At 36.2% G+C, this 21,176-nt stretch carries 23 protein-coding genes, 3 riboswitches and 1 other annotated feature; of the genes, 2 read left to right on the top strand and 21 right to left on the bottom strand.

All coding sequences use genetic code 11. The annotated features are described in order from the left end of the window. Positions 1 to 12 precede the first annotated feature (12 nt). The 9 genes from A6J74_RS09600 to gltP form a co-directional block, all read right to left on the bottom strand. On the bottom strand, positions 13 to 351 hold the full coding sequence (locus A6J74_RS09600; protein WP_073990711.1) for a DUF3992 domain-containing protein: 339 nt from the start codon (positions 349 to 351) through the stop codon (positions 13 to 15). A 228-nt stretch (positions 352 to 579) separates the two neighbouring features. Continuing rightward, a complete protein-coding gene (locus A6J74_RS09605; RefSeq protein ID WP_000598709.1) occupies positions 580 to 1,212 on the bottom strand; it encodes a response regulator in 633 nt (210 codons plus the stop codon). Then, entirely contained in the window at positions 1,209 to 2,264 is a 1,056-nt protein-coding gene (locus A6J74_RS09610) for a sensor histidine kinase (RefSeq protein ID WP_000744314.1), read from the bottom strand. Before A6J74_RS09610 ends, A6J74_RS09605 begins: the two co-directional genes overlap by 4 nt. Continuing rightward, positions 2,264 to 3,004 carry a cell wall-active antibiotics response protein LiaF gene (liaF, locus tag A6J74_RS09615; protein WP_000745642.1) on the bottom strand — a complete coding sequence of 247 codons (741 nt, stop codon included), beginning with the start codon at positions 3,002 to 3,004 and terminating at the stop codon, positions 2,264 to 2,266. Before liaF ends, A6J74_RS09610 begins: the two co-directional genes overlap by 1 nt. A gap of 106 nt (positions 3,005 to 3,110) precedes the next feature. Next, on the bottom strand, positions 3,111 to 3,773 hold the full coding sequence (locus A6J74_RS09620; RefSeq protein WP_000814140.1) for a PspA/IM30 family protein: 663 nt from the start codon (positions 3,771 to 3,773) through the stop codon (positions 3,111 to 3,113). Between the two features lie 58 nt (positions 3,774 to 3,831). Beyond that, positions 3,832 to 4,188: a lmo0954 family membrane protein gene (locus A6J74_RS09625; RefSeq protein WP_000808637.1), complete on the bottom strand. Its 357-nt coding sequence runs from the start codon at positions 4,186 to 4,188 to the stop codon at positions 3,832 to 3,834. Positions 4,189 to 4,419: 231 nt separating this feature from the next. Further along, a complete protein-coding gene (locus tag A6J74_RS09630) occupies positions 4,420 to 5,736 on the bottom strand; it encodes a Na+/H+ antiporter NhaC family protein (RefSeq protein ID WP_000665472.1) in 1,317 nt (438 codons plus the stop codon). Positions 5,737 to 5,830: 94 nt separating this feature from the next. Beyond that, a riboswitch (SAM riboswitch) is annotated at positions 5,831 to 5,936 on the bottom strand. 120 nt (positions 5,937 to 6,056) lie between these two features. Continuing rightward, positions 6,057 to 6,575 (bottom strand): ribonuclease FAU-1 family protein, encoded by a 519-nt coding sequence (locus A6J74_RS09635; protein WP_000824639.1) that lies wholly within the window; start codon positions 6,573 to 6,575, stop codon positions 6,057 to 6,059. Positions 6,576 to 6,645: 70 nt separating this feature from the next. Beyond that, a complete protein-coding gene (gltP, locus tag A6J74_RS09640; RefSeq protein ID WP_000821124.1) occupies positions 6,646 to 7,920 on the bottom strand; it encodes a glutamate/aspartate:proton symporter GltP in 1,275 nt (424 codons plus the stop codon). Between the two features lie 492 nt (positions 7,921 to 8,412). On the opposite strand from gltP, the gene A6J74_RS09645 reads away from it, so the two are divergent. Together A6J74_RS09645 and A6J74_RS29985 are read left to right on the top strand one after the other, a co-directional pair. Beyond that, positions 8,413 to 9,681: a murein hydrolase activator EnvC family protein gene (locus A6J74_RS09645; protein WP_000726105.1), complete on the top strand. Its 1,269-nt coding sequence runs from the start codon at positions 8,413 to 8,415 to the stop codon at positions 9,679 to 9,681. A gap of 101 nt (positions 9,682 to 9,782) precedes the next feature. Further along, a complete protein-coding gene (locus A6J74_RS29985) occupies positions 9,783 to 9,947 on the top strand; it encodes a hypothetical protein (RefSeq protein WP_000380940.1) in 165 nt (54 codons plus the stop codon). A gap of 25 nt (positions 9,948 to 9,972) precedes the next feature. On the opposite strand, the gene A6J74_RS09650 is transcribed toward A6J74_RS29985, so the two are convergent. The 12 genes from A6J74_RS09650 to A6J74_RS09710 form a co-directional block, all read right to left on the bottom strand. After that, on the bottom strand, positions 9,973 to 11,328 hold the full coding sequence (locus A6J74_RS09650; RefSeq protein ID WP_000665429.1) for a sodium-dependent transporter: 1,356 nt from the start codon (positions 11,326 to 11,328) through the stop codon (positions 9,973 to 9,975). A 111-nt stretch (positions 11,329 to 11,439) separates the two neighbouring features. Further along, positions 11,440 to 11,688, bottom strand: a binding site (T-box leader). Between the two features lie 61 nt (positions 11,689 to 11,749). Beyond that, positions 11,750 to 12,367 carry an NAD(P)-binding protein gene (locus A6J74_RS09660; RefSeq protein WP_000283324.1) on the bottom strand — a complete coding sequence of 206 codons (618 nt, stop codon included), beginning with the start codon at positions 12,365 to 12,367 and terminating at the stop codon, positions 11,750 to 11,752. Continuing rightward, entirely contained in the window at positions 12,342 to 13,094 is a 753-nt protein-coding gene (locus tag A6J74_RS09665) for a sirohydrochlorin chelatase (protein WP_000644376.1), read from the bottom strand. The genes A6J74_RS09660 and A6J74_RS09665 overlap by 26 nt, the downstream gene beginning before the upstream one ends. A 1-nt stretch (position 13,095) precedes the next feature. Next, complete coding sequence (gene cobA, locus A6J74_RS09670; RefSeq protein ID WP_000521277.1) at positions 13,096 to 13,872, bottom strand: uroporphyrinogen-III C-methyltransferase; 777 nt, start codon at positions 13,870 to 13,872, stop codon at positions 13,096 to 13,098. An 86-nt stretch (positions 13,873 to 13,958) separates the two neighbouring features. Further along, complete coding sequence (locus tag A6J74_RS09675; protein WP_000424930.1) at positions 13,959 to 14,159, bottom strand: DUF3906 family protein; 201 nt, start codon at positions 14,157 to 14,159, stop codon at positions 13,959 to 13,961. Positions 14,160 to 14,169: 10 nt separating this feature from the next. Next, entirely contained in the window at positions 14,170 to 15,792 is a 1,623-nt protein-coding gene (locus A6J74_RS09680) for a nitrite/sulfite reductase (protein WP_000119600.1), read from the bottom strand. A 92-nt stretch (positions 15,793 to 15,884) separates the two neighbouring features. Beyond that, positions 15,885 to 16,496, bottom strand: a complete 612-nt coding sequence (gene cysC, locus A6J74_RS09685; RefSeq protein ID WP_000380522.1) for an adenylyl-sulfate kinase — start codon at positions 16,494 to 16,496, stop codon at positions 15,885 to 15,887. Positions 16,497 to 16,508: 12 nt separating this feature from the next. Beyond that, positions 16,509 to 17,645 (bottom strand): sulfate adenylyltransferase, encoded by a 1,137-nt coding sequence (gene sat / locus A6J74_RS09690; RefSeq protein WP_000213327.1) that lies wholly within the window; start codon positions 17,643 to 17,645, stop codon positions 16,509 to 16,511. Between the two features lie 38 nt (positions 17,646 to 17,683). After that, positions 17,684 to 18,388, bottom strand: coding sequence for a phosphoadenylyl-sulfate reductase (locus A6J74_RS09695; RefSeq protein ID WP_000959008.1), 705 nt, complete (start codon positions 18,386 to 18,388; stop codon positions 17,684 to 17,686). Between the two features lie 86 nt (positions 18,389 to 18,474). Then, positions 18,475 to 18,618: a YezD family protein gene (locus A6J74_RS09700; protein ID WP_000116159.1), complete on the bottom strand. Its 144-nt coding sequence runs from the start codon at positions 18,616 to 18,618 to the stop codon at positions 18,475 to 18,477. 72 nt (positions 18,619 to 18,690) lie between these two features. After that, positions 18,691 to 18,799: riboswitch (SAM riboswitch) on the bottom strand. Between the two features lie 163 nt (positions 18,800 to 18,962). Continuing rightward, complete coding sequence (lysA, locus tag A6J74_RS09705) at positions 18,963 to 20,279, bottom strand: diaminopimelate decarboxylase (RefSeq protein ID WP_000280670.1); 1,317 nt, start codon at positions 20,277 to 20,279, stop codon at positions 18,963 to 18,965. A 180-nt stretch (positions 20,280 to 20,459) separates the two neighbouring features. Continuing rightward, a riboswitch (Lysine riboswitch) is annotated at positions 20,460 to 20,641 on the bottom strand. Between the two features lie 89 nt (positions 20,642 to 20,730). Further along, complete coding sequence (locus tag A6J74_RS09710) at positions 20,731 to 21,126, bottom strand: DUF3888 domain-containing protein (protein ID WP_001228518.1); 396 nt, start codon at positions 21,124 to 21,126, stop codon at positions 20,731 to 20,733. Between the last annotated feature and the right edge of the window lie 50 nt (positions 21,127 to 21,176).

The raw sequence follows: 21,176 nt of genomic DNA on the forward strand, positions 1-21,176 counted from the left end.
AAGGGAGTTTTTTTACATTTGATAAGCAGTATGATTAAAACTGCTTATTTTATACGCTTTCGTATAATATTCAATATTTGTATCAACTGTCTCTACTTTGACAACATCATAGCAATCTTCTTGCTTTACTAAAAATAAATAATACTCTTCTGTCGCCTCAATAATTGCAATTTTATCTGTTTCAACATTATATTGTTCACAAAGCGCTTGTAATGCGTTCACATAGTCCCCTAATTTTTTAGACTTATCCATTTCGAATATAGTTTGAACTAACATATACATTCTCCCCTCTGTATGTACTGTTAACAGCTTAATGATAACGCTTACATTATTTATCGTCAATAAAAAGATGCAACGATTTTACTGCCAAATCCAAATTGATGCAAGCTAATAATCAGCGAGGAATCTCCCCCGCTGATTAAAATTTCACTTTCCCCCGCATTAACGGGCAGTAAGACTCCCCCTCAAAATCCAGCGAATACGAGGAAGGTAAGCGGGAGATAACTGCCCGTAAAAGCCCGATTGGTGAAGGCTAATAATCAGTAGGAATAACCCCCCACTGATTAAAGTTTCACTTTATCATTTCGTTAATTGATGTCTAAATGCATAAATAACCGCCTGTGTACGATCACTTACATTTAGCTTATTTAATATGTTACTCACATGTGTCTTTACTGTTTTGAGGGCAATAAATAACTCATCTGCAATCTCTTGATTACTTTTCCCCTCTGCAATTAATAACAAAATTTCAGACTCTCTTTCTGTTAACTCCTCATGTAAAGGTTGTTCTTTTTTCTGGCGCATACGAGACATCATTTTGCCAGTAACTTTCGGCTCTAATACCGTTTCTCCATCATAAGTAGCTCTTACAGCGTCTGCAATATCACTTGCTCGGGATGTTTTTAATAAATAACTTGTCGCTCCTGCCTCGATAACAGGATATAGCTTTTCATCATCTAAAAAGCTCGTTACAACTACAATTTTCGCTTCTGGCCATTCTTGAATAATAGCACGTGTCGCTTCAACCCCGTCCATTTCATCCATAACAAGATCCATTAAAATAATATCTGGTCTTAATTGCAACGCTAGCTCTGAACCTTTTCTTCCATTTTCAGCTTCACCAACTACTTCAATATCTGGCTGCGTTGATAAATATGCTGATACTCCCATTCGAACCATTTCATGATCATCAACTAGTAATACTTTTATCATGATTCTCCCCCTTTCTCAATCATAATTGGCACTTTCACTTCAATTTGCGTACCTTTTGCCGGAAAGCTAAGTACTTTTAATGTTCCACCAATTTCATGAACACGCTCTTGCATTGATCGTAAACCGTATGAACCCGCTTTATTCACTCCCACTTCAAAGCCAACACCGTCATCAATAATTTTTAAAATCGCATATTGATCTATTTTACGAAGACGTACTTCCGTTTTCTTTGCCTTCGCATGTCGTAACGTGTTTGATAGAGCTTCTTGTACAATACGGAATAAATGATCTTCTACACCTTTTTTTAATTCAATTGGCTCAATTAACCATTCAATTTTCATATGTTGCTTTCTAGACAGTTCTGTTAATAATTCTTCTATACCCTCTGTTAACTTCTTACCTTCTAACTGTACTGGGCGTAGATGTAAGAGCAATGCTCTCATTTCTGATTGTGCATTTACGACCATATTTTCAACAAGTTGTAATTGTTTTTTTGTCGTGTCTGGAATTTCAGCTACTTGTTCATTAATGGCTGACATCATCATCGACATTGCAAAAAGCTGCTGACTTACTGAATCATGCAGTTCCCTTGCTAATCTATGCCTTTCTTGAGAAATCGCCTCTTGCCTCATCTCTTCATTCCAATGGGCTCGTTCATTCGTTACTTTTTGAAATAATCCCGCTTGCTCCTCTAATCGACGAGCAAGGCCGATTACTTTTCGTTCCACTTCATGGAATTCATCATCCGCAGTAAATGAAACATCGTTCGGAAAATTCCCTCGTTCTACTTCAAATAGAAACGTATTTAATCCTTGTATACGCTGCTCAATATAATAGCCGATTGCATATCCTATAATCCCCCCGATAAGGAGACTTGTGCTCATAATAAACAAGCCAATTGGAACAGAAGCGATGGATTCTTCCCATAATAAATCATAAACTTGTTGCTCGCTTTTCCATACATACACAATTGTACAAATAAGTGCGATACTCACTGAGGATAACATCGAATAACGAATATACATCCACGAAATATTTTTTTGTTTTTTCATTATACTTTCCTCACTTCCGTATCACCTACTACAAGTGAAGAAATGATTTTTATACGACGAGGAGCTTCTTTATACTGTTCTGTTCTAAATGTAACATTACGATTAAAACCTGTTTCTTCATGCCCTGGCAGGAGTACTCGCCCAACAATTACAGAATGATTTAAAGACAATTCAATATCATACGGTACATATAAACGAATGTTACCAACGACACCTCGAATAACAATTACCGTTTCTCCCTCCGGAATCATAGCAGTTGTTAAATCAATCTCGACATCACAAGCACCATATTGGACGTTAATATCTTCAAGTTCATAAATATGATCCATCATTCGTACATTGCCTACGAACATATTTTTTATATACGGTTCTGTACGATATATTTGTTTTTCTTCATCTATATATCCCTTTTCTTTAATTTCAACTTTCATTACTTTTTGCTGATGTCCTTGTTGAATCAGTTGATAACCAATTAAAGCTAAACAAGCAAATACGACAAGTACAAACGCTGCTGATGAAAATAAGAAGAATAAGAATACTATACCACCGACAAATAAAAATACATTCCCTCTTACGTAACGATTCTTCTTTCGATAATGTCTTCCAAACATAAGCATAATAAATGCAAAAATTAGACCACCTGGTTCAAAATGTCCAAGTATCATATCAAGAAATAGACCGAATCCAAATATGATGAGGAGCATCCCCATTAATTGTGTTTTTGAAAAGCGCTTCTTCATTTCAGCTCCCCCCTCCTTGTCACATATACATAGAAGAAAAGGCATTGCTTTCCAACACCTTTTCTCCTATCACTATATCATAAGCCTGTTTTATAATATACTACAATTATTTTGTTACTTCTTTCGTTAACGATACTTCATTTTTCTCTTTCATTTCACGCTCAAGCTTTGCAATTTTCATATCAAATGTATCACGCTCATGCTCTTCATTTATACGAAGCTCTATGTCACGAATGTGATCTTCAATTTCTTCGAATCGTAAGAACGGATTATTTTCATCCATTTTATGAATAGCAGTATTCATACGGCGGTTTGCATGCGCCATATTTTCACGAGCCATTAATTCCATACGCTTTGCGTTCATTTCTTTTAATTTATTTTTCATTTCTGAAAGACGACGCTCTAACTCATCAATTTGCTCTACAACACCAGCATACATTTCTTCTAAGCGAGTTACTTGCCCTTCATAATACGCCACTTCTTCTAATGCACGTTCATGCAGTTGTAATTCGCCTGCTTCTTGAGCAATGATAGCTTGCTTTGATCTTTTGTTAACAAAATAGCGTGCTTGCTCAAGCTCACGAGCGAAGTTAGATTTTAATGTTTTATGACGCTGAATTAACTTCTCAATTTTTGTTATTTCACGCTCACTATCGCGTAAATATTGGTTTAACATTGCAATTGGATTTTTTCTTTCTTTCTCATCTAACACATTATGAAAATCAGCTAAAATTGCATCGCGTACACGTCCGAATAAAGATTGTTTCATTATAAATCTTCCTCTCTTCTACTTTATTTATAATTTATTGTTTTATTGGTTTATTGTTTTAGTTTTTCATTAATTTGTTCCACTCATCTTCAAAGTTGCTATATGGTTTAGAACTTTCTGAAGCTGAATCAACAACTACATCTTTTTCTTTTTTCCATTCACGGTATCCGTAGTACAAAACTACCAATGCAGCGATACCAATTAATGCTGGTGAATGAGAAAGTGCAATGGATAAACCGATTAAACCAACAATGCCCCAAGCTAGCTTTCCAAAAAATGATTTAGCTCGCACAAATGATTTATAGCTCCAGTACACAACTCCTGCTCCGATTGCGAATCCTACAATACCAGCAAGACTACCAAGAGCAATTAAAGCCAAAATACCGGCCGCGATAAACGCTAGAAATTGTTTCATCTTGTGCTTGCCTCCCTTCGATTTGATACTCTTATCTTAACTATTTTTTCATTTTTCCATAACGAGCTTAAGAACCGTTTTCAACTCAGACTTAAGACCGAGATACATTCAGCCTTCTGTAAAAAACATAAGGTAGAATAGGATGATTCACTCTTTTACCACACATAAAAAAACCGTGCAGAGAATATTCTCTACACGGTTTCAATTACTAAAGTTATCATTCATATTAAATTATGCTGTTTTATGATACTCTTTTTTCTCCGCCACTTTCGAAAACTTCGGAAATCCAATCAAAATCGAAACAATTCCACATACCCCAACTAAAATTGGATAAAATGCATACGGTAACAGTTCAATCGGAGATAAAGCAGCAAACCCTGCCGCAGTTAACATTTGAGCACCATACGGAATTAATCCTTGCACACAACATGAGAAAAGGTCTAATACACTTGCTGATTTACGGGGATCAATTTCATATTGATCTGCAATGTTTTTCGCAAGCGGGCCTGTAAAGATAATTGAAATCGTATTATTCGCTGTACACATATTCGTCATACTCACTAAACCAGCAATACCGAACTCTGCGCCTTTTTTCGAACGAATATTACGCGTTAAAAGATTCATTAAATATTGAATCCCACCATTATATTGAATTAGTTCAACCATACCTCCGATTAAAATAGCAAGTAATACTAACTCCATCATACCGCCCATTCCAGTCGTTACACTTTTAAAGAAACTCTCCAACGTGTAACTTCCATCTATAAGACCGATAGCGCCAGATAATACAGTTCCACCAGTTAACACAATAAGTACATTCCAGCCAAGTAGCGCGGTAATAAGTACTCCTGCATACGGTAAAATCTTTATCCAATCAAAACTATGAGCTTTAACCTGCGTATCACTTCCTGAAGTAATTATTACTAATAGTACAATTGTAATAATAGCAGCTGGCAATACAATTAAAAAGTTCGTTTTAAACTTATCTTTCATTTCTGTTCCTTGCGAACGAACAGCTGCGATTGTTGTATCTGAAATAAATGATAAATTATCACCAAACATCGCTCCACCAACAACAGTAGCCATCGTAAGTGCAATTGAGATATCAGTTTGTCCACTAATACCTACAGCAATCGGTGCTAACGCTGCAATTGTTCCCATTGAAGTTCCCATCGCTAATGAAATAAACGCACCTATAACAAAAATTCCAGCTACGATAAATCCTGGTGGCAAAATAGTTAACGCTAAATTAACAGTTGAGTCTACTCCGCCCATTCCTTTTGCTGTTTCAGAAAATGCACCTGCAAGTACAAAAATTAATACCATAATCATAATATCCGGATTTCCTGCACCTTTAGCGAATCTTTCTACTTTCACATTAAAACTTTCTTTACGATTCATCACCAAAGCAATTCCTACAGCAATTGAAATCGCTACAAGTATCGGCAATTTATAGAAATCACCCGTAATAATTCCAGAACCAATAAATAGCGCTAAAAATATCCCAAGTGGTAATAAAGCTAAACCATTTCCTCTCGTTTCTTTCAAAGTACCATCTCTCCCTAGTTTCAACCTTTTTTTAATGAATAACAAAAGACCTCTTCCAACGAGAAGAGGTCTTATACATCTATAAGGAACGCTCTTCTCATCTTTCAAGCACATGCTTGCTGGATTTGGCACAGCACTCTAAAATCGAGTCCGCTGCCGAGGCATCGTAGGGCCAGTCCCTCCGCCTCTCTTTATAAGAAGGTTTCATATTTATTTTTTAATAATAATTTCTTCCCTAACTTTACTCGCTTACAAAACAAAAGTCAATTATTTTTTGTATAGATTTTTTTGGTAATTATACAAAAATATGAATACACCAATCATTTTAACTTTTTGATTTCTTTATCTAATATTGAAATCCAATAAAATTCACTATTGTTTATGGCTTCCATGATCCATTTCGTTGTTTGCCAGGCTAATTCATATTCTTCCTTTGTAACATCACCATTTTTATAAGCGTCCTCTAACTCATCTTCATCCAATACATACATCTTACCATTCGGCAATAGCACTACATCTAAATATAAATCATCAAAATACGGTAAACCCCGGTCGTCTATTTCGTATTCTTTCGTCACATCAATATAATATTGTACTAAATTCCCCTTATTATCTAACATAGCTGTAATCGCAAAGTTTTTCCCTTTTATGAAATACTGAATCCACGTATACTCATTACCTGCGACACAAATTTCTTTACCATCATATTCTTTATAACTAGGTTCTCTCACCTTTTTTATGTCCAGTATTCCTAGCATGCCCTCTTCTACTTGCTTAACCATATAATCCTTCTCTATTAGTCGCTTCCACGAAGAACCGTCACCATATTTACGTTTCATTACGCCCGCTCCTCTTCTATATATAGAAAAGCTCCCACATATATTATGTGAGAGCTTGTTCATATTATAATTAAGCTGCTTGACCCTTTTCAGATATCTCTTTTAAATAGGCTTGTCCTTTTTCAGCGTCATATTGACCTTCCCACTTAGACATAACTACAGCTGCTAAAGAGTTACCTACAACGTTAACTGCTGTACGAGCCATATCTAGAATACGGTCAATACCTGCAATAAAGGCTAAACCTTCTGCTGGAATACCTACTGTACCAAGCGTTGCTAATAATACAACGAATGATACGCCCGGTACACCTGCGATACCTTTTGATGTAACCATTAATACAAGTAATAATGTAATTTGTTGAGAAATAGATAAATCAATACCGTACATTTGTGCTAAGAAAATAGCCGCAATTGCTTGATATAAAGTTGATCCATCTAAGTTAAATGAATAACCTGTCGGAATAACGAAAGATGTAATTGCTTTCGGACAACCGAACTTTTCCATTTTCTCCATGATTTTCGGTAAAACTGTTTCTGAACTTGCTGTAGAATACGCTAAGATCAGCTCGTCTTTTAAAATCTTAAAGAATTGGAAAATGTTAATTCCAAATATTTTCGCTGTAAGTCCTAAGACAACTACAACGAAGAAGATCATTGCTCCGTATACTACAATTAGTAATTTCCCTAACGGAATTAATGAAGCTAAACCGAATGTAGAAACTGTAACACCAATTAATGCGAATACACCAAATGGTGCAAACTTCATAACTTGGTTCGTTACGTAAAACATTGCGTCTGCTACACCTTGGAAAAATTGTAGAACTGGTTTACCACGTTCACCAATTGCTGCTACACCTAAACCAAATAATACAGAGAAGAAAATAATAGCAAGCATATCACCATCAGCTAATGATTTCATAATGTTCGTCGGAACAATATTTACAAACGTATCCGCAAACGAATGACTTTGTACTTGCTCTGTCGTATGTGTATATTTAGAAATATCTGTTTTTGTTAACTTATCCATATCAACGCCTTTTCCAGGTTGGAAAATGTTCGCTATTAATAGACCAACAACAATTGCAAGTGTTGTAATAATTTCAAAGTAAATAATTGTTTTTCCGCCTAGTCGACCTAACTTCTTAACATCGCCAACACCAGCAACCCCAACAACAATACTTGCTACAACAATCGGTACAACGATCATTTTAATTAATCGGATGAAAACATCACCAATTGGTTGTAAGTACTTCGCAACTGCTGGATTATCAAAGAAAATCGCACCAACTGCAATACCTAACGCAAGACCTATTAATATTTGCCATGCAAGTCCTATTCTTTTCATATTTGTTGTAACCCCCTCTTCGATGTATCACTCTATCCCTCATTCTATCTCTATAAAACTAAGAAATTAAGAGTATTATATATTATTCGACAATTCACTACATTTTGTCCCTGTTAAAAATCATAAATCAAAAAATTAAATCTGACAACAAAATAACTTTTCCCGAACGCAAATAATTTTCTTGACAAAAATAAAACCCATGTCAGAAAACCTAACATGAGAACGATTCCTTACTAGTGTTTAATTGACTCCCTACATAATTTTTCGCTATATACAACAATTCTGTTTATTCCTTTATTTTATAAAAATACCTAAATATACCTTTATTTCATATGTAAAAAAATATAACTTTCATGACAATTACTGTTGAAAAATGATAAATTCCGACAAAACTTAGCAATTTTATAAAATTTTCTTTACATTATGATTACAACGATAGACACACTTCTTCTTATGATATATAACATTCATAGGGAAAGGAGCCAGACAACCATGAAAAAGAAATTTGCAGCGCTTAGTGTTTTAGCAGCAGGAACGATTTTTGCTTCCCCATTACTTTCACCCGTATACGCTGAAACAAATCAAGATAAATTATCGAATATACAATCAGAATTAGACGGCAAACAAAATGACTTACAAAATAAATCAGCTGAGAAAGAACAAATAGAAAAAGAAATCCAAGATTTACAGAAAAAAATCGACGAATTAACTACTTCTATTAATAAAAACGAGGCTGAATTAAACGATACAAAAAAAGAAATTAGCAAAACACAACAAGTAATTGCTGACAAAAAGAAACATATAGAACAATTACAAACAAACATAGATACACGTCAGGAAGTTATTAAACAACGATTACAATCTATGCAAGAAAAACCACGTACAAACATCATTACAGAGGTATTAACAAACTCTGCAAACATTGCTGACCTTATTGATAATATGTACTCCGTCAGTTTAATTTTAAACAATGATACAGATATTGTGAAAAAACAAACAACCGATCAAAATGCTGTGGCGACAGAAAAAGAGGCTGTTGAGAAAAAAGAACAACAACTAAAAGAGGCCGAACAAAGATTAATCCAAAAACAACAAGAGCTACAAACAAACCAGCAACAGCAACAATCATTTATTAATGATCTACATACGAAAGTAGCAAAAGTAGATTCAGAGATTGAAGGACTAGAAGAATCAAAAGGCATTTTAGAAAATCAGCGTCAAGCTGTTCAAAAAGCAATTGAAGAAGAAAAACGTGCAGAAGAGGCTCGTAAAGCCGAGGAAGCCCGCAAGGCAGAAGAAGCTAAACAAGCTACTACATCTGCTCAAAAAGCTCAAGCAGCTTCACCGCCACACGATACAAATACTGGCGGCTTTATTAAACCAGCAGCTGGATCAAAAACTTCTGGGTTTGGTACACGTTCTTTAGATAACCATAAAGGTATCGATATTGCCGCTTCGGGAACGGTTCCAATTATTGCTGCTGCAGATGGTGTAGTTATCCGCTCGGAATTCTCATCTAGTTACGGAAATGTTGTGTACTTATCTCACCGCATAAACGGAAAGACATACACGACAGTATATGCACATATGAGTAGCCGTTCTGTATCAAATGGACAAACTGTAAAACAAGGCACTCAACTTGGATTCATGGGGAATACTGGCCAATCATACGGGCAACATTTACACTTCGAACTTCACCTTGGAGAATGGAATGTCGGCAAGACAAACGCAGTTGATCCATCTTCATATATCGGATTATAAAAAACTCGGTGCATACCGAGTTTTTTTCTTTACACTTCACACACTATAGGCATTCTACATAGACTATAACTAAATGCCTATCGTTTACGGGGTGATCAAAGATGGATACACAATTACAACAAAAAATAGAAGAAGCTAGAGAAACGTATATTGGCCGGTTATTTACATTTGGCGGCTCAGCATTGTTTTTAATCGGTTCTTTCATCGCAGTCGTTACAGCCTACAAAGCATATAATCGTCTATTACATTCATCAATGTCAGCATAAAAAAGACGGGGGACCCCCGTCTTTTTTATGCAAACATTTTAAATACGCCTATCGCATTTAAAAATACGATAATTACAGTTACTGGAATAACATAACGAAGCAAGAAGAACCAAATGTTAAATAACGTCTTCCCTTTCGTTTCCGTAACTTCTAATTCTTTCATTAATAACTCTTTACTCATTTTATTTGGTACAAATAGCGAAATAGCTAGTACCCCTAGCGGCAGCAATACATTACTTACCGAGAAGTCAACGAAATCAAAGAATGTTTTCCCAAATATTTTCACATCACTCATAATTCCAAACGATAATGCTGACGGAATTCCAACTGCAAAAATAAGAATACCAATTAATAATGATGCTGAAGGACGCTTCTTTTCATTACCTTTCGCAACAGATGCTACTACAATTTCAAGCATTGAAATAGCTGATGTTAAAGTCGCAAAGAAGAATAAAATTAAAAACATAATAAAGAAAAATTGTCCAAATGGTATTTTTGCAAATACGGCTGGAAGGACGATAAACAGTAATCCCGGTCCTTCCGTCGGTTTAACTCCTAATGCGAAAATCGCTGGGAAAATCGCTAATCCCGCAAGTACTGTAACGAAAACAGTTAAACTTACAATAGATGTTGCTGATTTCGCTAAATGTTCTTCTTTCTTTAAATACGAACTATACGTTACCATTACCGAGGCACCTACTGTTAGTGAGAAGAAAGATTGTCCCATCGCATATAAAATCGTATCTGCTGTAAGCTTTGAAAAGTCAGGTTTTAAGAAGAACTCTACTCCAGCAAAAGCACCATCAAGTGTCAACGCACGAATAATAATCGCGATAAATAAAATAAATAATAATGGCATCATATACTTACTTGCCTTTTCTATACCTTTCTCTACACCTTTACTTACGACAAAAATAGTACAAAGCATAAAGATAAATTGCGCTCCAATCGCACTTACTGGATTTGAAATCGCCTCACCAAACACACTCGCATAATCGACAACACCATTCCAGAAACTACCTGTAACACTGTAGTATAAATACAGTAAAATCCATCCACCTACAACACTATAGAAAGAGAGTACACTAAAACATGTTACAACTCCCATACGACCAATCCAAGGATATACTTTACTATTTGGCACTAATACTTTATACGCTGTAACTGCCTCTTTTTGTGTACTACGACCAATAACAAATTCTGCTAGTAATAGCGGCATCCCAATAAATATAGTTAATAGTAAGAAGACTAGGAAGAATGCGCCTCCCCCGCCATTACCTGCAACATATGGAAATTTCCATATCGCACCAAGACCTACTGCTGCTCCGGCTGCTGCGAGTACAAAGCCTATTTTCGACGTCCATTGCTGTGTTTCTTTCATCATAAATTCCCCTTTTCTGAATATTTAAACTTTTAACAATTATACACTTTCATTTCATACTCGCACACCTCCTTTAGAAAATAAAAAAGTCCCCTACACGCAAATATGCATGTAGAGGACGATATATGTAATGTAAATACCGTGGTACCACCTCAATTGGACTGATAAATCCCACTTGTTCAAGTACAGGAATCATTCCGATACTCTATCCTTTTAACGGCGGAACCCGGGTTGCCTACTACAATGTTCAACATACCTCTCGCAAGCCCATTCTGTATATTTTATCGTACCGGGCTCACACCTTACCCCAGCTCTCTGAACGCATCAAATATACGTACTCTTCTTGCTCATCGATTTCATCTATTGAAGTTACTTGTGATTATAAATTATATTTTTATACTTGTAAAGCGCTATTTACTTTTTATCTCTTTAGAACTCTCTCCTCTAATTCTTGTAAAAACTGTTCTCTTTTTCTCTCATTTTGCACATATGCTGATTTCAATACTTCTTGTAGTAATATATGCCGTTCTTTCTTTTCTAACTGTAAGTCTTTTAACTTCACCCTTACTTCATATAAAAAATCTAAATATATTTCGTATGTTTCATCGTATTTATTCGCGATATCATCTCGAATTTTTTTTGCGAGTTTTGGACTTGCTCCTCCGGTAGAAACCGCTATATTAAGTAACCCACGATGAATCGCTGCCGGAAAGTGAACATTGCCACTTTCCGGGTTCGTAATAACATTTACCAATTGATTCTTTGCAGCATCTTCAGCAACTTGTTCATTTAATATAGAATCACTACTCGCCGCAACAACTAAAAAAGCATCTTTAATATCACTTTTTTCATACTCTCTTTGATACCAACGAATTTTCTTCTCCTCCACAAGTTTCACTAAATTTACATCTAATTCTGGACTTACTACTACTATATCCGCACCTTGTTTGAGTAAAGGAATTATTTTAAATCCGGCAACTTTTCCTCCACCAATGACAACAACCCGTTTCTTATTAACTTGCACTGTAAGTGGATACATATGAATCTCCCTTCAATAACTCCTTCGTTTTCTGAATTAACATATCTTGAACCACTTCATTTTTTCCTAAATACGGACTTATTTTTATCTCATCCAACTCATATTGACGCACTTCTTTCTCAATATGTTTCATAAGTAAGCCTGTAAATAACAAATAAGGTAATACAATAATACACCCTTCTTTTCGCTCTACAACTTCCTTTAATTTCTCCTCAAATTTCGGCTCCGCAGCTGCTAAAAAACAAACTTCTACTTTAGCAATTTTTTCTTCTGCTTGAAATAAAGTAGCGATCCGATTTATATCTTGTAAAGTTTCAGGATCGCTACTACCCCTTGCAACGAGTAAAAGTGTTACTTCATCTTTATATTCTTCAATACCACTTCCGTTATATACCGACTTTATAAGCGTCTCTGATACACCAAACGGATTACCATACGTCACTTTAATATTAGGGTATTGATTATTTAACTTTTGTAATTCAAAAGGAATATCATTCTTCACATGGCCTGCTGCTAATAAGAAAACAGGAATAGCAATAATCTCTGTCGCACCACGCTTCGCACATGTACGAAATCCTTCTTCAATAGAAGGATTCGCCAGCTCTAAAAAACAAACTTCTTGAATAGCCGCTTCTATACGGCTCATACATGTCGTAATAAATTGAATTGCCTCTTCTTTCGCTGCCCTCAAACGACTTCCATGACATATATATAAGATGGCTTTCATTTTATAACACTCCGCTTACTTGATAAGTCTGTTCCGTTTGTTTTTCAAACCAATGAATTTTCTCTCTAAAACGGACAACTTCTCCAATTACAATCATACTCGGATTTTGAATTTGTTCTTTTCTCGCAACATCTACAATTGTCCCTAACGTCCCGACAACTGTACGCTGCATAGACGTCGTTCCCCGTTCAATAATAGCAGCAGGTGTACCTTTATCTTTTCCATGCTTCATAAGTTGTTCGCATATGTAGGGCAAATTACTAACTCCCATATATACTGCCAAGGTCTCTACACCTTTCGCTAAATTTTCCCACTTCACTTCCTCTTCAGCACCTTCTTTTCTATGCCCTGTCACAACCGCAAAACTCGCACTTGCATCACGATGCGTCACCGGAATACCAGCATAAGCAGGTGCAGCTATTCCAGCTGAAATTCCAGGAACGATTTCAAATGGTACACCCTGCTTTGCTAACGCTTCAGCTTCTTCCCCCCCTCTACCAAATACAAATGGATCACCGCCCTTTAACCTCGTTACAACTTTTCCTTTTTTCGCATATTTAATAAGAAATGTGTTAATTGTCTCTTGCTTCATCGTGTGATAATTCGGGAGTTTCCCGCAATAAATTAAATCCGCTTCAGGCTTTGCATATGAAAGCAATTCTTTATTCACGAGACGGTCATATAAAATAACATCTGCCTTCTCAATACATTTCAATCCTTTAACAGTAATTAAATCCGGATCGCCAGGACCCGCTCCAACTATATACACCTTCCCCATCATCTCTCCTCATTTCTACTATTAAAATGAAACTTCCATCCTTATGCATGAATGGAAGTTAGTATACGTTCGTATTTCAATGTTATTTACTCATGAACAACAAATGCCGCACCTTTTCGAATCTTCTTTTTTTCAAATAAGGAGATTTCCTTTACTTCTGGCAACGGTAAAAAATGCTTTTCAAGCTCAATCTCCGCAAGCTTAAATGCCTGCTCTTCACTTTGAGCAACAACAACAATCGGAACGATATTATTCGCTAACACAGCTTCAAATCGATATAATTCCATATTGCCCCTCCTAAGACGCTATTACTTCTTCTAACACGTTATTTAAAGCTATTTGCAATGTATCTACACCGATACGTCCGACAAAATCATAAAATGTTTCGGCAGGTAACTTATTCTCTTTAAAATAACTTATAAATGATGCGAGTACATCCGGTAAATCCTCGCCATCTATTTTCCCTTTTAACTTTTGATTATAGGCACCGCCATCTAACAACGTTCCACCTACATATATTTCAAATGCTTCAACAATCCCTTTTTCCTTCGTTTTCATTTTTACCCCTTGTAATCCGATGTCAGCAATTTGACGTTGACCACATGAATTTGGGCATCCTACCATATGAATTCGAACTGGAACATCAAGTGCAATTTCTGTATCTAAGTATTCTGCAATTTTCCGTAATCTTTCTTTCGTTTCTACTAGAGCAAGATTGCAATATTCAATACCAGTACATGAAACCGCATGACCAATAAATGATTTCGGACTTGCAGATATCGCTTCAAACAACGGTTCACTTAATAAACCCGTTACATTTTCTGGTGGAACATTCGGAATGATGAAGTTTTGTGAGTTACACGTACGAATTTGTCCATTTCCATACTGCTTTGCAATTCTTGCAATCTCAAACATTTCTTTTGCATGTAAACGACCTACCGGCACATTAAAACCGACATATTTTAATCCATCTTGTTTTTGATCTTGAACACCATAAAAATAGCCTGCATTCCATCCTTTAAGTGCACTTTCTCCTTTACTTTGCAATGGTCCTGTATACTCTATTAGTTTCTCTTTAAATTTCTCTGCTCCCCAGTCTGCAACAAGAAATTTCAAACGAGCTAAATGACGTTTCTCGCGATATCCAAAATCACGGAATATAGTAGCAATCCCAATTGCTACCGCCTTCACTTCTTCTGGTAAAACGAACACATCTAATTCATCAGCTAAATATGGACGGGCTGATAATCCACCGCCTACTTTTATATGAAAACCAACTTTTTTCTCACCATCTATTTCTTTCGTAGCAGGTGTAAATGCAACACAGTTAATCTCTGCGTTTGCCGAGTTATAAACGTTAGAACTAATAGACATTTTAAATTTACGTGGTAAGTTAGAAAACTCTTCATTATGTTGGAAATAGTCATATACCTCCTTCACAATATGCGTTGTATCAAACAGTTCATTCGCATCAATTCCTGCAAGTGGATTACCTGTAATATTACGTGTTATATCACCACACGCCCCTGCTGAAGATAACCCAACTCTTGCTAATCTTTTAAAAATATCTGGCATTTGCTGAATTTCTAACCAGTGAAACTGAATCGCCTGTCTTGTCGTAATATCTATTACATCACGTCCATAATCCTCAGCGATAGAAGCAAGCACTTCCGCCTGCGCATTTGTAATAATCCCTGAAGGAATATTTACACGCATCATAAAATAGCCAGCTTCTTTCGGTCTTTGCAAATACAATCCTGCCCATTTAAATGCGTCCCACTCTTCTTTCGGAATAGATTCGAATCCATTTTCCGCATAGTAAGGAATATCATTAAAAATTTCCAAACCATCTTTTGCTAATTTATTTTTCTCAGTCTGATTTAATTTTTCATTATTGGCCCATACTTTTTCATAACTCATTTTTAAATCCCCCTATATAAAGTGAAACTTTAATCAACCCTCACCAATCGGGCATTTACAGCCTGCTCCAGCCGAATTTTGAGGTGGGCGTTTTACTTCCCAGCAAACAACGGGACAAAACTACGCTCTTGTAAGTACTTCACGATTTGTTCTGCACATTCTTCAATAGAATACTTGTGCGTTTCTACAATTAATTCCGCTCGATCTGGTTCCTCATACGGTGAATCAATACCTGTAAAATCTTTAATATCACCTTGTCTCGCTTTTTTGTATAACCCTTTTGGATCACGTTTTTCACACTCTTCAATTGGACATTTTACAAACACTTCTATAAACTCATCTGCCGCTAATAGATCCCTAACTTGTTTTCGATCTACTCGAAATGGTGAAATGAACGCTGTAAGAACAACAGTACCTTGATCTACAAATAGCTTCGCCACTTCGCCAATACGCCTTATATTCTCCATACGATCACTTTCAGAAAAACCTAAGTCTTTATTTAAACCATGGCGAATATTATCCCCATCTAACACATAATTTCCAATATTCTTTTCAAATAGTTTACGAGCAACCGCATTCGCTACTGTAGATTTACCCGAAGCTGATAAACCAGTAAACCAAATTACAAAACTATGATGCCCATTCTTCACTCTTCTCTCATTTTTCGAAACAGAAGCTGTGTGCCAAGTAATATTCGTATCCATCTCGTTCTCTCCCTATTCTGTTACTACTTCTTTTTTCAAACCTTTAATTAACACTTCCACTACTTCTTTACGACTAAATGTACTTGGCGGAATCTCACCATTTCTTAACATTTCTCTTACTTTTGTACCTGATAAAATGACACGGTCCTCTTTTCCATGCGGACACGTTTTCGTTGAAGCCATCGCTTCACATCTCGTACAGTAAAAGCTATGTTCAAAAAATAGCGGCGTAATCCCTAACTCTTCCACTGTAAAGTTCGTAAAGATTTCCTGCGCTTCGTATGTTCCGTAATAGTCTCCTACCCCAGCATGATCACGTCCTACAATAAAGTGGGTACACCCAAAATTCTTTCTTACCAATGCATGAAATATCGCTTCCCTTGGTCCTGCGTAGCGCATCGCTGCAGGAAATACACCTAAAAAGACACGATTTTTCGGATAATAGTTTTGAAGCAACACTTCGTAGCTTTCCATCCTTACATCAGCAGGAATATCATCTGACTTTGTTTCCCCAACGAGCGGATTTAAAAAGAGACCATCTACAATTTCAAGAGCAGATTTTTGAATATACTCATGGGCACGATGTACCGGATTTCTCGTTTGAAATCCAACTACTGTTTTCCAGCCACGTTTTTTAAATTCTTCTCTCGTTTCAATTGGGTCTAAATGATAAGAAGGAAATTGCTTATTTTCCAAGCGTTTTATAAGCGTAATAGCTCCTCCAACATAAACATCTGGTCGTTCATATAATTTTTTCACGCCTGGATGAGCCTCATCCGTCGTTTTATATACAAGTAAAGCTTCTTTTTCTTTATCAGGTGCAAAAATATCTTCTATTTGAATGACACCATATATATTTCTATCATTAACAAGTTTTACTTCCTCTCCAGCTTTCAGTCCCTCTGCTACTTCTTCTGTTACTGGCAATGTAATCGGTATACTCCATACGCTTCCATCTGCTAAACGAAGCGTTTCTACGACCGAATCATAGTCTTTTTTCCCTAAAAAACCAGTAAGCGGACTATATCCCCCTGTCGCTAGCAGTTCTAAATCACTTAATGCAATGTTGTCTAATTCAATTTCTTTTTCAATTTGTGATACGTCGTATGTCTCATCTACACGGTTTATTAATTCGTTTCTTGTAGTCATTTTCTATATCCCCTCTTAGCTTTATTTCAAGATACATCTTATTGGTAATGAAGACCGCATTCGGTTTTCATTTTCCCGGTCCACCTACCATCTCTTGAATCACCACCGGCACCTACAGGTAACGTACACTTCTCACACCCGATACTTGGATATCCAATATCATGTAATGGGTTGTATGACAAGTTATGTTTGTATACATATCGCCATACTTCTTTCCACGTCCAATGAATAAGCGGACAAACTTTAATAGATTGAAAACGATGATCTTGATTTATAAACTTTGTATGCTTACGCGTTTCTGATTGTTCCCTTCTTAAGCCCGATATCCACGCTTTTTCCTCTGTAAGTGATTTTTCTAACGGCAAAATCTTCCTAATCTTACAACAGAGATTCGGATTGCTTTCCCATAGTTTCTCACCGTGCAACTTCGCTTGTTCATCGAGTGTAAGTTCCGGCTGTTTTTCTATAATATTTAATGAAGGAAATCGTTCTCTTACTTTTTGAATTAATTCATACGTTTCTTGAAAATGAACATTTGTATCCAAAAATACAACTTTAGCAGATGGATTTACTTGGTTTATAAGATGCAGTAAAACCATGCCTTCCACTCCGAAGCTACACGCGTATACAATTTCATCTTTATATTCTTTATAAGCCCAACTTAATACGGATAGCGCGCCTTTCGTTTCATCTTCCTCTGAAAATGAAACACGATTTTCTTCCCACGTTTCATACGTCAACATGTTTTTTCCCCCTGTAAAAGCAAAAAGACGGTTTTAATCTATTAAAATAGATTAAAACCGCCTCTAGTTTTTCTAGTCAGCGCTTTTCACTTTAAACGTACTTTTTCACTTTTCTCTAATTGAATTACTTTTCCATCTTGCACCACAATTGTAATTGAACCATATTTCATATCAGCAAGCATCGCTTGAATTTTCTCAGATACTTCATCAAAATGTTCCCGTACGCTCACGCGAACAGCCCCCCTTTTTATTCATAAAAAAAATCTTTCCCATTTCGAAAAGACTGTTCGGTAATATATTTTACCTTATCTTTCAAAATGGATTCCATTTTGCTGGATTTAGCACCTTGCTTTCTATAAGCAGGTTGCCGAGCTTCTTCGGGCCAGTTCCCTCCGCTTCTCTTGATAAGCTTTGTATTTGTATTTTATCACAATTCTGATTTTTTTCAATCCTAGTTTTCCGATATATTTTAATTATTTTATTTTATCCCGCTATTTGCGGGCAATCCCCCCCACTGATTATAGTTTCACTTTATAAAAAGGAATTGCCCATTCGAACAACTCCTTTTCCTTATTTAAACAAGCTCTTTAATACGTATGCGATCGTTCCCAATGATATTTTCGTACGTTTCACGTTCCACAACAATTTGCGATGTGCCACCTTTCGCAAAGACGACGGCTGGTCTCCGAATTCGATTATAATTATTCGCCATCGAGTACCCATATGCTCCCGTACAAGAAATTGCTAGTAAATCAGAAGAAGCAACTTTCGGTAGATTAATATCCCAAATTAGCATATCTCCACTCTCACAGCATTTCCCAGCAATTGAAACGAGTTCCTCATTCTCATCATTTCCTCGATTCGCTAACATCGCTTCGTAACGAGCGCTATATAAAGCCGGTCTTAAGTTATCTGTCATTCCACCATCGACGGATACATATTTCCGAATGCCAGGAATTTCTTTCACAGATCCAACTGTATAAATTGTCGTTCCCGCATCACCTACAATACTACGGCCTGGTTCAACCCATATTTCTGGCAATGGATATTCACATACTGTAAATTGTTCTCTCACTGCACTTGTTACAGCTCGCACATATGTCTCAAGAGTTAATGGTGTATCTGACTCTGTATAGCGTATTCCAAATCCTCCGCCTACATTTAATACTTTTACTACATAGTTCGTTTGCTCTCTCACCTCTTCCAAAAATTTACGAAGAACTTCAATCGCTCGAACAAAACCAGCCGTTTCAAATATTTGTGATCCGATATGTGAATGAATCCCTAACACATTATAATTTGATTTTTGTAAAGCAAGCCCAATTGCCTGCATCGCTTGACCATTTGAAACGCCAAATCCAAATTTTGAATCCTCTTGGCCTGTCGTAATATATTCATGTGTGTGCGCCTCTACTCCAGGCGTTACACGAATTAATATGTTTACAAATTTCCCATGTTGCATTGCTAAATCGTGTAAAACTTCTAATTCCAAGAAATTATCTACTACAAAACAACCGATATTCGCCTGAAGAGCCATCACTATCTCTTCTTCTGTTTTATTGTTTCCATGAAAATGAATACGTGATGCTGGAAATCCTGCTTGGAGCGCAGTATATAATTCCCCACCCGAAACAACATCTAATGACATGTTCTCTTCACGAGCTACTCGGCACATCTCCATGCACAAGAACGCCTTGCTTGCATATGCTACTTGATAAGAGAAACCACTTTCTTTAAAAGCACGATGAAACGCACGACATTTCCCTCGAATAGACTCTTCATCGTATACATAAAGTGGTGTTCCGTATTGTTTTGCTAGCTGCGTCGTATCGCACCCTCCAATTTCTAAGTGTCCTTGCCCATTGATTCGGCTTGTGCCGTGTAAATACATTTGAATTCCTCCCTTATTTCCTCTAAAACTCATAACCCCAATCTTCTATTCATTGCAGCACGCTTTTAGATAGACAAAAAACGCGCGGAACAATGTTCACACGCGTTTCTTATTAGGAAAAATATATATTGAAAAAATAAACAAGTTGTTATCTTCTCAAAATAAGAAACCGCATCAACATCTCCAAATAGCTCTCCATAAAATAAATCTTATGACAGTACTACATTTATTCAATGCAGTCCCAATATATGAATAAGGTGGTTATTCTTATATTTCGGCAATAGTCCCTTTCAACCCATGGTCACAGATTCCACTAAATCTCCCATAGCTTACTCTTTCCTATCGCGGCCTCTACCTTTGAGAGTAGATGAGGTAAGTCTATTTAATTTTCAAACATCTAATTGTTGCTATTAACAATACCAAAGGACCATTTTATTTGTCAAACAATTTTTTATATTGTTTTTTTACAGTTTAATTTCGTATCATTTGGTAAGCGCTTTACTATTATCTTCGTTACTTCCCATTCGCCTTCTTCATTATTAAACGTAATAGTTACTTTTTCAAATGGTGGAACAATTTTCCCACCAATCTGTTCGTACTTCGTCACTTCAATAACCGTTTGAAATAAATATGTACCACTATACACTTTTTTTAAACTAATAATTTTAGGACATTGATAAGGTTTCAAACTCCCATATTGTTTTTCAATTGCTTTATTTATTTTCGGAAATAAAACAGAATAAAGTGCATCTTCCATAAGAGGTGCATCATACTGAGCTACTGATACACTCGGTGAAGCAAAGAGTATAAAAATACTGCACATTATAAGATAAAATAATTTTCGCATTATAACCTCCGCACCATTACGCGATACTTTCTATGTTTAATGAATTACAA

The sequence above is a fragment of the Bacillus sp. FDAARGOS_235 genome, from assembly GCF_002073415.2.
GTDB lineage: Bacteria > Bacillota > Bacilli > Bacillales > Bacillaceae_G > Bacillus_A > Bacillus_A toyonensis.

What these genes read in the sequence shown, in the direction of transcription:
- A6J74_RS09605 (WP_000598709.1), bottom strand. Translation starts at nt 1,212, where the DNA reads ATGATAAAAGTATTACTAGTTGATGATCATGAAATGGTTCGAATGGGA.
- A6J74_RS09610 (WP_000744314.1), bottom strand. Translation starts at nt 2,264, where the DNA reads ATGAAAAAACAAAAAAATATTTCGTGGATGTATATTCGTTATTCGATG.
- liaF (WP_000745642.1), bottom strand. Translation starts at nt 3,004, where the DNA reads ATGAAGAAGCGCTTTTCAAAAACACAATTAATGGGGATGCTCCTCATC.
- A6J74_RS09620 (WP_000814140.1), bottom strand. Translation starts at nt 3,773, where the DNA reads ATGAAACAATCTTTATTCGGACGTGTACGCGATGCAATTTTAGCTGAT.
- A6J74_RS09625 (WP_000808637.1), bottom strand. Translation starts at nt 4,188, where the DNA reads ATGAAACAATTTCTAGCGTTTATCGCGGCCGGTATTTTGGCTTTAATT.
- A6J74_RS09635 (WP_000824639.1), bottom strand. Translation starts at nt 6,575, where the DNA reads ATGAAACGTAAATATGGTGACGGTTCTTCGTGGAAGCGACTAATAGAG.
- gltP (WP_000821124.1), bottom strand. Translation starts at nt 7,920, where the DNA reads ATGAAAAGAATAGGACTTGCATGGCAAATATTAATAGGTCTTGCGTTA.
- A6J74_RS09645 (WP_000726105.1), top strand. Translation starts at nt 8,413, where the DNA reads ATGAAAAAGAAATTTGCAGCGCTTAGTGTTTTAGCAGCAGGAACGATT.
- A6J74_RS29985 (WP_000380940.1), top strand. Translation starts at nt 9,783, where the DNA reads ATGGATACACAATTACAACAAAAAATAGAAGAAGCTAGAGAAACGTAT.
- A6J74_RS09650 (WP_000665429.1), bottom strand. Translation starts at nt 11,328, where the DNA reads ATGAAAGAAACACAGCAATGGACGTCGAAAATAGGCTTTGTACTCGCA.
- A6J74_RS09660 (WP_000283324.1), bottom strand. Translation starts at nt 12,367, where the DNA reads ATGTATCCACTTACAGTGCAAGTTAATAAGAAACGGGTTGTTGTCATT.
- A6J74_RS09665 (WP_000644376.1), bottom strand. Translation starts at nt 13,094, where the DNA reads ATGAAAGCCATCTTATATATATGTCATGGAAGTCGTTTGAGGGCAGCG.
- cobA (WP_000521277.1), bottom strand. Translation starts at nt 13,872, where the DNA reads ATGGGGAAGGTGTATATAGTTGGAGCGGGTCCTGGCGATCCGGATTTA.
- A6J74_RS09675 (WP_000424930.1), bottom strand. Translation starts at nt 14,159, where the DNA reads ATGGAATTATATCGATTTGAAGCTGTGTTAGCGAATAATATCGTTCCG.
- A6J74_RS09680 (WP_000119600.1), bottom strand. Translation starts at nt 15,792, where the DNA reads ATGAGTTATGAAAAAGTATGGGCCAATAATGAAAAATTAAATCAGACT.
- cysC (WP_000380522.1), bottom strand. Translation starts at nt 16,496, where the DNA reads ATGGATACGAATATTACTTGGCACACAGCTTCTGTTTCGAAAAATGAG.
- sat (WP_000213327.1), bottom strand. Translation starts at nt 17,645, where the DNA reads ATGACTACAAGAAACGAATTAATAAACCGTGTAGATGAGACATACGAC.
- A6J74_RS09695 (WP_000959008.1), bottom strand. Translation starts at nt 18,388, where the DNA reads ATGTTGACGTATGAAACGTGGGAAGAAAATCGTGTTTCATTTTCAGAG.
- lysA (WP_000280670.1), bottom strand. Translation starts at nt 20,279, where the DNA reads ATGTATTTACACGGCACAAGCCGAATCAATGGGCAAGGACACTTAGAA.
- A6J74_RS09710 (WP_001228518.1), bottom strand. Translation starts at nt 21,126, where the DNA reads ATGCGAAAATTATTTTATCTTATAATGTGCAGTATTTTTATACTCTTT.